This window comes from Hymenobacter sp. B1770, assembly GCF_049896385.1.
In the GTDB taxonomy this organism is placed as follows: Bacteria; Bacteroidota; Bacteroidia; order Cytophagales; family Hymenobacteraceae; genus Hymenobacter.
Window position 1 is genome coordinate 94,187 of sequence record NZ_JAFCUF010000013.1, and the last position, 13,310, is coordinate 107,496.

The window sequence follows — 13,310 nt, forward strand, 5'->3', positions numbered from 1 at the left end:
AACAATTGGCATGGCAGCAGCGCAAAGAATGCAGGCTGAGCGGCCCAATTGGGTAACCCAAAAAACAAACGGTGAGAATAATTCTTTGTGCAAGACGCCCCCAAAAGGAAGGCTCAGTGCATAGATTTCAAACAGGATGGAACCGGCAGGACATGTAAGGTACGCTTATCTGCATCCCGGAACGGGAATACTTTCCAGTTCCGGTTAATCCGCAGTACGGCAGCTATACAGCTACATCAAACTTTCCGTCTTTTACCTTCGGGCTTTAGCTGCATCCAACAACTACTCAGCTTTGTCCGGCTAAGCCCGCGCCAGAACCAGTGCCACCCGGCTCGGCACATACAGACTGAGCTGATGTTCAAACGTCTCGTATACAAACGCTTCATCGGTCCGGTCGAACCCGCCGAAAAGCTTGTTGTCCGACGACAACACCACACGGTATTTGCCTTCTTCCGTCACCCAGAAGCGGTAGTCGGTCAGGCTTTTGTCGACGTGCAGATTTACTACAAACACCAGCCCGCCGCGCTCGTACACCAGCACTTTGTTTACCTCGTCGTGCTTGAGCAGCGTGGCAGGAGCGGCGGCCAGCAGGTGCTGTTTGCAGGCCATGTGCACCATGGCTTTGTCGAAGCTGCCCATCTGATAAAATTTCAGGTCTGGGTTGTCGCCCAGACTCCACTGGCGGCGGGCGAAGTGGTAGCTCCACCCATTGCCTTCGCGGGGAAAATCGACCCACTCGGGATGGCCGAACTCGTTGCCGATGAAGGTGAGGTACGCCTCTCCCCCGGCCGACAGGGTTAGCAGCCGTATGAGCTTGTGCAAGGCCAAGGCGCGGGCGGCGGCGGGGTCCGGGTCGAGGGCTTGCATGTGGGTATAGATACCCGCATCGAACAACCAGTGGGCCAGGGTTTTGTCACCTACCAGGGCTTGGTCGTGGCTTTCGGCGTAGGCCACCGTTTTTTCGCCAACGCGGCGGTTGCTCAGCGTGTGCCACAGGTCGCCGAGGGGCCAGTAGTCGTCGGGCGTGTGCTTGAGCAGCTTAATCCAGAAATCGGGGATACCCATGGCCAAGCGATAGTCGAACCCTATGCCGCCCTCGTCAATGGGACGGCACAGGCCGGGCATACCGCTCATGTCTTCGGCAATCAGCAGGCAGTCTTTCTTGAAACCATGGGCCAGGGTGGTGGCTAGCTGCAGGTAGAGAATGGCATCCTCGTCGGTGCCGGCGCCGAAATAGTTGTCGTAGCCCATAAAGGCCACGCCCTCGCCGTGGTGATGGTAGAGCATGCTGGTCACACCATCGAAGCGGAAACCGTCGAAGTGGTATTCTTCGAGCCAGTAGCGCAGGTTGCTGAGCAGAAAGCGCTGCACCTCAGGCCGGCCGTAGTCGAAGAGCTTGCTGTCCCAGCCGGGGTGGTTGCCGCGGTCGCCTTTGTGGAAATACAGGTTGCCCGAGCCGTCGAAATTGGCCAGGCCCTCGGCTTCGTTTTTCACGGCGTGCGAATGCACGATGTCGAGCAACACCGCAATGCCCAGCCCGTGGGCTTTGTTGATGAGATACTTGAGGTCTTCGGGGGTGCCGAAGCGCGAGCTGGCGGCAAACAAGTTGGCTACGTGGTAGCCAAACGAGCCGTAATACGGGTGCTCCATGATGGCCATGAGCTGCACCGTGTTGTAGCCGCCGGCCGCAATGCGGGGCAGGATGTTGTCGGCAAATTCGCGGTAGGTACCCACCCGGCCTTCTTCGGTGGCCATGCCCACATGGGCTTCGTAGATGAGGGGCTCGGGCACGGCCGCGGCCAGGTCAAAGCCTTGGTCGGTCCAGGCAAACGGCGTTTCGGGCGCCCACAGCTGGGCCGCAAAGTCCTTGGTTTCTTCGTCCTGCACGGCGCGGCGCAGGGCGGGCGGCAGCCGGTCTTTGCCCCCGCCGGCCGTTACCACGTGCACCTTGTAGCGGCTGCCGTGTGTGAGGCGGTGGCGGTATTCGGCATCGGGCAGAAATACCTCCCACACCCCAAACTCCAGGCGCTTGAGCGGGTGGGCCTGCCGGTCCCAGCCATTAAAATCGCCGATTAAAAACAGGGCATCGGCGCCGGGCGCCCATTCGCGGTAGGCGTAGCCCCCGCGGCTGGGGTCGTAGTTGAGCCCCAGCTGCTCGTGTACGGTGGCGTATTGAGCCAGCGAGCCGTGATACTTTTCGATTTCGGCTAGCCTTGCCTGGAGCCGCGCCTGGCGGCGGCGCAAAATCGGCTCGAAGGGCACTAGCCATTCGTCGTTTTCAACCAGAGCCAGGGGTGGCAGGTCCGGTTGCTTGGGAACGGTGGGCAGAAGCGGAGTTGAGTTGGCCATGATGCAGAAGGTTTAGGCCAAAAGTAACGTGTCAGGGTTACCGACCTAGCACCGACAGCCACTTACCGACAAATTCCTTTGCATCAGCCACTATTTGAGGGCGCCGGTAGTTATCCGTCTGAAAGGTGATGTTTATTTGCCTAATGAAGAATACCCGGATTTGGACCCTTCCGCTGGCATTGCTGCTGGCTTGCTCAGCCGAGCGTTCCGTCACCTCCACCTCCGGCGCCCCCGGGGGTTCCTTAGCCGCCCCTACCCCCGCTGCTGCCGCGCCACGCGTGGCCAACTACGCCATGGTGGTATCGGCCCACCCGGAAGCCTCAAAAATTGGCACCTTGGTGCTGCAGCGCGGCGGCAATGCCTACGACGCGGCCGTGGCCGTGCAGTTTGCCCTGGCAGTGGTGCTGCCGGTGGCCGGCAACATCGGGGGCGGGGGCTTTCTGCTTTACCGCGACCGCAACGGCTCGGCCGGTAGCCTCGATTTCCGCGAAACGGCCCCTGCCGCCGCCACCCGCGACATGTACCTCGACAAGCAGGGCAACGTGATAGAGGGCCTGAGCACGGCCGGCGCGCTGGCCGTAGGCACCCCCGGCACGGTAGCCGGCATGGCCACGCTGCACAAGCAGCTCTGCAAGCTCTCGTGGCCGTCGCTGGTGCAGCCAGCCGTTGCGCTGGCCGCCAAAGGCTTCCCCCTCACACTAAAAGAAGCCGCCGGCCTCAACCGCACCCGGGCCGATTTCATGAAGTACAACACCGGCAGCACCCCGGCCTATGTGCGCCCCGGTGGTGGCGAATGGCAGGCCGGCGACACCCTGCGCCTGCCCGAGCTTGCCCGCACTCTGGCCCGCGTGCGCGACCACGGCCGCGCCGGCTTCTACCGCGGCGAAACCGCTCGCCTGCTGCTAGCCGAAATGAAGCGCACGGGCGGCCTCGTTGCCCAAAAAGACCTCGACGCCTACCAGGCCAAATGGCGCGAGCCCCTGCGCGGCCGCTACCGCGAATACGACGTCATCACGATGCCGCCGCCCAGCAGCGGCGGCGTGGCCCTGCTGCAGATGCTGCAGATGCTGGAACCCATCGACCTGGCCCAGGCCGGCTACCACACGCCGCTGGCCGTGCACTACGTCACCGAAGCCGAGCGCCGGGTGTACGCCGACCGCGCCACCTACCTCGGCGACCCTGACTTTGGCCACGTGCCCGTGCAAAAGCTGCTCGACCTCGACTACAATCGCAAGCGGGCCGCCACCATGCGCACCCGGGGCCGCGCCACGCCCAGCAGTGAGGTGACCGCTGGCGAAGGCCTCCCCGGCTACGAAAGCACTGAAACCACACACTACAGCATTGTCGATGCCTTCGGCAATGCCGTGAGTTGCACCACCACCCTCAACGGCGCCTATGGCAGCAAAGTAGTAGTGCCCGGCGCCGGCTTCCTGCTAAACAACGAGATGGACGACTTCAGCGCCAAGGCGGGCACGCCCAACGCCTACGGACTGGTGGGTGGCACGGCCAACGCCATTGCACCCGGCAAGCGCATGCTCAGCAGCATGACCCCCACCATTCTCACCCGCAACGGCAAGGTGGCCTTGGTAGTAGGCTCGCCAGGCGGCAGCACCATCATCACCAGCGTGCTGCAAACCATTCTGGCCGTGGTCGACTACGGGTTCAATGCCCAGCAGGCCGTGACGGCTCCGCGGCTGCACCATCAGTGGCTACCCGACCAAATCGACGTGGAATCGGGCGCTCTGCTGCCTGCCGCACAGGACACGCTCCGGGCCCGCGGCTACCGCCTCAACCCCCGCCTGCCTTGGGGCCGCCTCGACATCATCCACGTGCGCCCCGACAACAAACTGGAAGGCGGCGCCGACCCCCGCGGCGACGATACGGCCATCGGGTATTAGGCCACTTAGTGGTTTATATTTTATGCTGCTTAAGTAGTCGTCAAACGGTCATGCTGAGCGCAGTGAAGCATCTCGCTCGCTTCGTCTAAAATCGGCTGTCATGCTGAGGCACGAAGCATCTTATCCCTCGTAGAACGAGTTGCTGTGGCGTAAGAAGATGCTTCGCAAGCTCAGCATGACAGCCGATTTTAGACGAAGCGAGCGAGATGCTTGCCTACGGCGACCTTCGGTTTGACAAGCTCAGCATGACGTTCTAAGGTGTTGTGAAGAAATTCCTTAACGGCTTCGTTAGCAGCCAAACCTCTTCATCAAAAGATTTGACGCAAAAGCAAAAACCCGAAGCCTCAGCAGGCTTCGGGTTTTTTATTGGGGCTAAGCAGGTAGAATATTCTACCCGCAAATTTCCTTTTTGCTACTTGGCAACTGAATGGTTGTTGGCGCCAGCGCCGGGAGCATTGGCAATCAGGCGCAGGTTGCCGGCGGCAGCGGTCAGCTTCTGGCTGATTTCGCGGGCCTTGTCGCCTTCGCCAGTGAAGTTGTGCACCGACAGGGCCGATTGAGCGGTCAGCTCGCCCAGGTTCTGGAAGGCAATGGCCATGCCAGCGGCGTTGTTGTTGTCGATGTGGCCACGCAGGGTTTCCAGCTCGTGCACAATGGGGCGCATAGCGGGCTCATTGGTACCACGCAGGCTCTGAATCCAGTTGTCAATCTGGTTGTAACCCGCGGCTGGGTCCATCTGGAAACCGTTGCCGATGGCTGCGAAGATGGCTTGGATGCTGGATTCAATCTGGGGAATGAGGCTCATGGGAGGAATTGAGGAAGATGAAAATTCGGCCCCAACCCGTTGCCTCCCCACGTGGCAGAGGCGCTGAGCTAGGACTTGCGGCCACGAAGGTACGCAGCACAACAGGCAAAAAGCCAACTCTAACGCGCAGTCGTTGGCGCGGAGCGCGGAGCAGCTGGGTAGTGATTAGGAGTAGAAAAGGCGGCTGACCTTGAGGTCGGCCGCCTTTTCCGAAAGTTTCAGAAAAGCCATTTTGGTGTCGCAGCCCCTACCTACCCTGCTACCGATGTGCTGGCAGCCAGCAGGGCTTCGCCCAGCCGGTTCAGCTTGCTGCTAAGCTCTTCGTCGAGGTCGGTTTCGGTGGCCGCTTTGGTAGTGAGCTGGCCCAGGGTGCGGAGCGAATGGCTGATGTTGGCGATATCGCCTTTGCTGATGTAGTTTTTCAGGCTGGTCATTTCCTCGAGCATGGCCCCTTGTGCCCCGGTGCCCGTGCCGTCGAGCAGGCGCATCCAGCTATCAAGCTGGCTGGCAGCGGGCGGAGCAGTTAAGTCGCCTTTTACGGCATCGATGGCAGCGTCGAGGGCGGGGCCTGAAGAGGCAGGATTGAATCTGGACATGGGAAAAATGGATGGTGGAAGAACCCTCTGATTTACTGCCACCCCACCGGAAAGGTTGGGAAAGCCCAACCTAATGCCAGAATGTATTGCCCTCATTCATTCGGGCTTTGCCCGCACCTCCTGTCTCCTTGGTCATAGCCTTCGCTGCTTTCTTAGACTGCCCAAATGAACAAAGGCTGCCGCTCTGGGTGAAGAGCAGCAGCCTTTGTTCAGCGGAGCCGGTGTGACTAGCCGCGTAGCTGGCCAGCCGCCGAGCTCAGTGCCTGACCCAGCTGGCGTAGCTTGTCCTGGGCGTCGGGTGTGGCCGATTCTGCCGCTTTGCTGGTTTGCTCGCCGAGGGTGCTCAGGCTGCGCGCCAGCGCGCCGGTGTCGGAGGCGCCGCTGCGCAGGGCATCGTGCAGGTTTTGGAGCTCTGAGGTAATTTCCGAAAATTGTTGATGGCCTTGCAAGGTTTTAATCCAGCCCGCAATGTTGGGACCAGCTACTCCAGCCGCGTTGGACAGGCCGCCTTGCAAGGCATTGAGCGTGGTGTCGAGCTGGCTGGTGCCCTGGCTGCTCTGCGATTGAAAATTATCCATGGTGGTTGGGCTTGAAAATGTGGAAGTATGTGGTAGCAACCGGGTTCAATTACACTTGTTAACTCTTGGGTGTAGACTATTTTGTCTTTCATCCGGCCAAAGCATTAAGTACGTTGTTCCGGTTAGGCGGGCCAACCAGTTGCTGTTAGGGCAGTCGATGCGCTCTTCAACCGGTCGGCCCGCCTGGGGCGGGCGAACCGGAGCAATGACACCCTGCTACACCTTGATACTGTAGCAAGTACCTTGTATTAAAACAGCATGATGCAGCGCGTAGCTCAACGCAACCTTACGGTGGGAATAAAAAAACGGCCCTGGTAAAACCAGGGCCGTTCGAGTTCACACAGGGCCGTAGCCAATTCAGGGAAGGCGTTGCTTAACTTTTCTTACCTGCTGCTTTTTTCACGGGCTTTGCGGGAGCGGCACTGGCTTTTTTGGCCGTCATCGGAAAGCCCCGCTCTTTCATCAGCGCGTCGATTTTGGGGTCGCGGCCGCGGAATTTGCGGTACGCTTCGGCCGGGTCAACGGTGTTGCCGACGGAGAAGATGTGCTTAGTCAGGCGCTGGCCCACGGCTTTATCGTAGGGACCGCCGGCCTCGGTGAAGGCGCTGTAGGCGTCGGCCGCCAGCACCACCGACCACAGGTAGCTGTAGTAGCCCGCCGAGTAGCCGTCGGAAGAAAAGACGTGCGAGAACTGCGGCGTGCGGTGGCGCATCACAATTTCGCGGGGCATGCCCAGCTGGGCCAGGGTTTCGCGCTCAAACTTGTCGGCATCAATCTTCTGGTCGCCGGCCAGGTGCAGCTTCATGTCGATGAGGGCACTGGCCAGAAATTCGGTAGTAGCAAAGCCCTCGTTGAAGGTAGAGGCCTTCTCGATGCGGTCGACCAAAGCCTGCGGAATGGGCTTACCGGTTTGGTAATGCACGGCAAACTTCTGAAGCACCTGCGGCGTGGGCAGCCAGTTTTCGAGCACCTGCGAGGGGAATTCCACGTAGTCGCGCACCACGCTGGTGCCCGAAAGTGACGGATATGTCACGTTCGAGGAAAGCCCGTGCAGGGCGTGGCCGAACTCGTGAAACAGCGTGGTGGCGTCGGTCCAGGAGATGAGCGTGGGCTCGCCCTCCTTGCCTTTCACAAAGTTGGAGTTATTCGAAACGATGGTGGTCACGGGCTTGCCGTCCATGCGTTCCTGCTTGCGGTAGGCATTCATCCAGGCACCGGAGCGCTTGCCGGGCCGGGCGTAGGGGTCAAAGTACCACAGGCCCACGTGCTGGCCAGTGGTTTTGTCCTTCACCTCCCACACCTTCACGTCGGGGTGGTACACGGGCACGTTGGTGATGGGGCTAAAGTTGAAGTTGAACAACTCGCCGGCCACCCAAAACATGCCTTCGCGCATCTTGTCTAGTTGCAGGTACTGCTTCACCTCGTTCTGGTCGAGGTCGTAGCGGGCTTTGCGCACTTTCTCGGCGTAGTAGCGGTAGTCCCAGGGCTCGATTTTGAAATCGGCACCGGCGCCTTCTTTGCGCGCCAGGGCCTGCATGTCGGCCACTTCTTCCTTCACGCGGGCCACGGCGGGCGTCCACACCTGCTCCATCAGCTCCATGGCGGCTTCGGGCGTTTTGGCCATGGTGTTGTCGAGGCGCCAATGGGCGTGGGTTTTGTAGCCCAGCAGCTTGGCACGCTCGGCCCGCAGCTGCAGGATGTCGGTGATAATGGCGTTGTTGTCGTGCGCGCCGCCGTTGTCGCCGCGGTTGTAGTACATGCGCCAGGCTTTTTCGCGCAGCTTGCGCTGGTCCGAATAAGTTAGGAACGGCTCGATGCTGGAGCGGGTGTTGGTGATGGCGCCGGCGGCGCCGCCCAGCTTGCGCGAGGTAGCCGCCGTGGCCGCGTCGTTGCGCAGAGAAGTGGGCAGGCCGGCCATGTCGGCAGCGGTACTCAGCACCAATACCGAGTCGGTTTCATCGGCCAGCACGTTCTGGCTGAATTTGGTGAACAGGCCTGCCAGCTGCTGGTTGATTTCTGACAAACGCGACTTGGCCTTGGCGTCGAGCTTGGCGCCGGAGCGCACAAAATTGTTGTAGTACAGCCAGGAAAGACGCTGCTGCTCGGGCGTGAGCTTCTTCTTCTCGGGCGAGTTATAAACCGCCTCGATGCGCCGGAACAAAGGCTCGTTCTGGTTAATCTGGTCGGAGAAGGCCGCCATGCGCGGCGACATCTCGCGCTCGATGGCCTGCACTTCGGGCGTACTCAGCGTGCCCGACCAGATGCCATAAACCGTCCGGACTTCATCCAAACGCTGGCCGGCCCGCTCAAGCGCGGCAATGGTGTTCTCAAAGGTGGCGGCCTGCTTGTTGTTGGCAATGGCGTCGATTTCACGCAGATTTTCGGCCATGGCCGCCTCCAGGGCCGGCTTGAACTGGTTTACTTGCACCTTGTCGAAGGCCGGCACGCCGCCGTAGGGACCAGCCCAGGCGGCCAGCAGCGGATTGTTGGCCGGGGCAGTAGCCGTTGCGGCCGACGCAGTTTGGGCTTGGCTTGGCGTGGGGGTCATATAGGCAGCAAGGCTAAGGGTGAGCAGCGCATTAGCTAGGACTATTTTGCCAGAAGAAAACTTGGGTTGGGACATGCGCAGTTTCTGAGAGTTGGATTGAGTGGGAATGCAAATGATGCACAAAGATTTGCTGAATTTTTGCGAAGAAGCTGCAAGCACGGTGTAGAGACGTGACACTTCGCGTCTCGGCGTCCGCACGGTGAGCACGGCATCGTTCGCCCATCGCTCAACGCCCAGACGCGAAGTATCGCGTCTCTACACCGTGCTTGCAGCCCAAAAGCAGCTAAAGGCCGGCAGTTAGTTCCCTTCTTCCTCCCCCGGCTGCAGCTCCTGCACGTCGGGGTGCTGGTAGTTCACCACAATTACCGAAAACGGGTGGGGCTCGCCCTCGCGCTTTTCGATACTGATGGCACCGGCTTCGCGCAGCTTGTTAAGCTGGTCTCGGCGCTCGTAGTCGGTCAGCTCGGTCAGCTCATCGGCCAGCAGGCGCATGAAAGGGCCCAGCCACAACTCGCGCACCCGCCGCTGCTGTTTGGCTTCGAGCTTCTGGAACTCGTTGAGAATAAACGCTAAGGCGCGGCTGGCAGTGGCATCGGCAATCGGCCGGCTGGGGGCAAAATCGGGCACCTCGTCGGGCAGGCGAGCGGCGCCGGAACGGGCCGGGGCTGCGGGGCGCGCCGTTCCGGCCGATGGCCCGCCCTCCGGCAGTGCACCTTTCGCGCGGTCTGCATCGGGCGGGCCAGCCAGGCCCTGCTCACGTGCACGGCGGCTTTCTTCCTGGCTGCGTTGGCGGTCGGTGCGGCGCTTTTCCAGCTGCGCCACGCTTTCGGCGGCCAGCAGGTCGCGGGCATCGAGGAAATTCTCAGCGCCAATGTTCTGGAGCAAATCGCCGGAAACCGACTCGCGGAAGCCCGCCACCAGCACCTGCCGGGCCTGGCGGCGCAAGTGCTGCAGCAGCGGAATGTAGTCGCGGTCGCCGGCCACCAGGATGAAGGTGCCAATGTCGGGCCGGGTATACATCACCTCCAGCGCGTCGATGCAAAGCTGCATGTCGGCGGCGTTTTTGTGGTCGGTGCCCAGTACGTTGCGGGTGCTCACGCCCATCAGGTAGAGGGCACCCTGGGGAGCGGTGGCCAGGCGTTCGAAGTCGGCGTAGGCGTAGCTGATTAAGGAATCAAGCCCCTTTTCGTGGAGCTGCTTGCGTAGCGTGCCCACAATGTCGAGCACGTAGTCATTGAGTTCGGGCGGGTCCTGAAAGTGGTTTTTCAGGAAATAATAGATGTTCTCGAAATCAATAAAAATGGCCGCGTACGGCGAGGCAGGAGACTTAGGCGACATGAAACAAGCATAAATTAGATTGCACGAAGGACCTGAAAGCAGCCCTTCTCACCGATGGCTTACGAAGAGTAAAGGCCATTCGCTGTCTACCTGGTGGGCCGTAACTTGCCGCCTCCCGCCCATTTCTGCGTTTAATGAACTCTCCTGCCCGTTTCAAAAGCGTTTTTATGCTCCTGCCGGGCCTGCTGGCGCTGGCCTCCGCGCCCGCTGCCCACGCCCAGCGCGTGGCCGATGGTGCACCAGCTACTGACCCGTTTAAGAAGCGTATGGTGCCAGCGCGGACGGTGCCGAGCGGGCGTTATAAGTCGCACTCGTTCAATGAGGACCTCGGCATCCTGACCATTCGCGCTCATGATGGCAGCATTCGACAAGTTGAAGAGTGGAATTACGGCGTCATAAAAGTCAGCTACTTCGCGCCGGGCCGAGCGCCACTAGCCGACTCTTCAGTTAGTGTGGTCCCCAATTCGAAGGAGTTCAGCCCAGATGGAGTGGTAGTAGACGTCCCGGGCAACAAACTCAAGACACTGCTTGCAAACCCGTCGTCGGCGAATGCTAGTACCGTGCGAATGCTCACTAATCACGGCACGTTGCTGATAGACAAAAGCACTTTGCAGCTGCGTTGGGTCTACCGTACTGATACTATTTTCAGTGAAACCGGCAGTGCCTTCCGCCGCGAAACCGTTGCATCCACGCCTGCCTCTTCCCCCGAACCTGGCGGCACGGCGGTGCGCTTCCGCCTCGCGCCCGGCGAACGACTCTACGGCACCGGCTCCCGCGCCTTGCCCGTGGACCGGCGCGGCTACCGCCTCGAACTGTATAACCAAGCGCATTATGGCTCCCAGAACAACGAGCCTAACTTGAACATCACCCTGCCCACGGTGCTCAGCAGCCGGGGCTACATGCTGTTTTTCGACAATCACGCGCCCGGCTATCTTGACCTGGGCAAGACCGATAAAAAGGTGCTCGAATACGGTGGCGAGGGCCTGACTTCGCTCAGCTACTACGTTATCACGGGCCGCGACCAAGCCCAAATTCTGGAGCGCTACACCACCCTCACCGGGCGCCAGCCCCTGCCGCCGCGCTGGGCCATGGGTCTCATCCAAAGCCGTTTCGGTTACAAAACCGATAACGAAATGTACCAGGTAGCCGACCGCATGCGCCGCGAGAACTTCCCGCTCGATGCCCTCGTGCTGGATTTGTACTGGTTCGGTGGCACTACCCGGCAGGGCGACTTCACCTGGGACCAGTCCAAATTCCCCAATCCGGCCGGCATGATGAGCCGCTTAAACAAGCAAGGCATCAAAACCATCCTGATATCGGAGCCTTACGTTATGCGCACTTCGAGCAACGACAGCCTCGTGCGCACCCAGGGCCTGGTGGGCACCACGGCGGCCGGCAAGCCCTTCACCGTGGTATCGTTCTGGGCCGGGCCGGCCAGCATCCTCGACGTGTTCAAGCCCAAAACTCGCAGCTGGATGTGGGCCCAATACCAGCGCCTGCACGACCAGGGCACCGCCGGCTGGTGGAGCGACCTCGGCGAGCCCGAGAATCACCCCGATTCTATGCGCCACGTGAACGGAACGGCGCGGGCCGTGCACAATGCCTACGGTCAGGTATGGGCCGGCATCTTCCAGGACAATTACGCCCGGGAATACCCCGACGAGCGGGTGTTCAACCTGGCCCGCTCGGGCTGGGCGGGCATGCAGCGCAATTCAGTATTCCCGTGGTCGGGCGACATCCAACGCTCCTGGAGCGGCTATCAGGCCCAGATTCCGGTGATGCTGGGAATGGGCCAGGGCGGCGTGGGCTACATGCATTCAGATGCCGGAGGCTTCTGCGTGGGTGGCATTGACAGCGAACTGTACACCCGCTGGCTGCAAATGGCCAGCCTCTGCCCCATTCTGCGGCCCCACGGCGAGGGCGTGCCGCCGGAGCCCTATTATTATCCCGACCCTTATAAAAGCAGCGTGCGCGACGCTGTGCAGCTGCGGTACCGGCTGCTGCCGTATCTGTATTCGCTGGCCTGGGAGAACACCACAACCGGCGCCTCACTGGCACGGAGCATGGATTTCGACAATGCATTTGCAAACACTTATACCCCGCCGTCTGCACCTCTAGACGTTAAGCCAGTCCTACTATCAGACGAAGAAAAGGCAGCTGGTTTTACAGAGGATAATTGGGGTTTCCCTGTCATTGCCGACACTAGGTACCAAGACCCCAGAACCCAACTACCACTGACTACTTCTGACGCCAAACGGTTGGCTGGTGTCAACGACCAGTACCTGCTCGGGCCCAACCTGCTGGTGGCGCCCGTGCTTCACCCCAGCCAACGGCGGCGCAACGTAGAACTGCCCTGGGGCAACTGGATAAATTTCTACTCCAACCAAACATACCCCGGGGGTCGCACAGTGGGCGTGACCGCACCGCTGGCCCATACGCCTCTGCTGGTGCGGGCAGGTGCTTTCCTGCCTACCACGGCCTACCGGTCCAGCACCGCCCAGTACCGTCCCGATACGCTCTTGCTGCGCTATTACCCCGACCCTATTAGTCCGAAATCGGAGTTTATGATGTACGACGATGACGGTCATTCAGCCCGCGCCCTCGAACAGAAGCAGTACGAAACCCTAACCATGAGCGGCACTTACAGCCCCAGCCAAACCGACGTGCGGCTGAGCAGCAAAGGCAGCTACACCGGGCAGCCGACAGCGCGGCAGGTCCACCTGCTAGTGCAGCGGGTTGCGGCACTGCCCACGGCCATCTACATTAACGACCAACTGGCCCCGGCTGGGGCGTCGAGCTACAACCACAGCATGCACGAGCTAGAAGTGCATTTCCTGATGAAAAAGGAAACTGCGGTGAGCCTGCGCGGCCTTCAACTCCTCGCCGAGCCCGCCGCTGGCCACGACCCCGAAACGTTTACGCTGGAAGCGCCCGACAACCGCTCGTTTGGGCCCCGCGGCACCACCCTACGCTATACCCGCCACGCTACAGGCACGACCCGGGCCCCAGAACAGCTGGTTATCCGCAACATGAGCGGCGAGTTGGTGCGCTCATTCCCCCTAAATAATACCCCTGGAGCCCACGCGCTGAAGTGGGATGGCCTCGACGAGCAGCGCCGAGCCGTGGCACCCGGCGTGTACACGGCTCAAGCTGGCGAGCAGCGCCAACGGCTTATTGTCACTCAATAATTCACAGCGT

At 60.8% G+C, this 13,310-nt stretch carries 8 protein-coding genes; 2 read left to right on the plus strand and 6 right to left on the minus strand.

Annotation, left to right across the window (positions count from 1 at the left end; genetic code table 11):
- Positions 1 to 300: 300 nt before the first annotated feature.
- Complete coding sequence (locus tag ACP7AJ_RS19705) at positions 301 to 2,349, minus strand: alpha amylase C-terminal domain-containing protein (RefSeq protein WP_426061917.1); 2,049 nt, start codon at positions 2,347 to 2,349, stop codon at positions 301 to 303.
- Positions 2,350 to 2,492: 143 nt separating this feature from the next.
- Here ACP7AJ_RS19705 and ggt point away from each other — a divergent pair, with 143 nt between their 5' ends.
- Entirely contained in the window at positions 2,493 to 4,247 is a 1,755-nt protein-coding gene (gene ggt, locus ACP7AJ_RS19710) for a gamma-glutamyltransferase (RefSeq protein ID WP_426061918.1), read from the plus strand.
- Positions 4,248 to 4,659: 412 nt separating this feature from the next.
- On the opposite strand, the gene ACP7AJ_RS19715 is transcribed toward ggt, so the two are convergent.
- The 5 genes from ACP7AJ_RS19715 to ACP7AJ_RS19735 all read right to left on the minus strand — a co-directional run bounded on the left by ACP7AJ_RS19715 (position 4,660) and on the right by ACP7AJ_RS19735 (position 10,112).
- On the minus strand, positions 4,660 to 5,052 hold the full coding sequence (locus tag ACP7AJ_RS19715) for a hypothetical protein (protein WP_426061919.1): 393 nt from the start codon (positions 5,050 to 5,052) through the stop codon (positions 4,660 to 4,662).
- Between the two features lie 251 nt (positions 5,053 to 5,303).
- On the minus strand, positions 5,304 to 5,648 hold the full coding sequence (locus ACP7AJ_RS19720) for a hypothetical protein (RefSeq protein ID WP_426061920.1): 345 nt from the start codon (positions 5,646 to 5,648) through the stop codon (positions 5,304 to 5,306).
- A 227-nt stretch (positions 5,649 to 5,875) separates the two neighbouring features.
- Positions 5,876 to 6,226, minus strand: coding sequence for a hypothetical protein (locus ACP7AJ_RS19725; protein ID WP_426061921.1), 351 nt, complete (start codon positions 6,224 to 6,226; stop codon positions 5,876 to 5,878).
- Positions 6,227 to 6,599: 373 nt separating this feature from the next.
- Positions 6,600 to 8,774, minus strand: coding sequence for a M3 family metallopeptidase (locus ACP7AJ_RS19730; protein ID WP_426061922.1), 2,175 nt, complete (start codon positions 8,772 to 8,774; stop codon positions 6,600 to 6,602).
- A gap of 297 nt (positions 8,775 to 9,071) precedes the next feature.
- Complete coding sequence (locus ACP7AJ_RS19735) at positions 9,072 to 10,112, minus strand: NYN domain-containing protein (RefSeq protein WP_426061923.1); 1,041 nt, start codon at positions 10,110 to 10,112, stop codon at positions 9,072 to 9,074.
- A gap of 134 nt (positions 10,113 to 10,246) precedes the next feature.
- On the opposite strand from ACP7AJ_RS19735, the gene ACP7AJ_RS19740 reads away from it, so the two are divergent.
- A complete protein-coding gene (locus ACP7AJ_RS19740) occupies positions 10,247 to 13,300 on the plus strand; it encodes a TIM-barrel domain-containing protein (RefSeq protein WP_426061924.1) in 3,054 nt (1,017 codons plus the stop codon).
- The last annotated feature ends 10 nt before the right edge of the window (positions 13,301 to 13,310 follow it).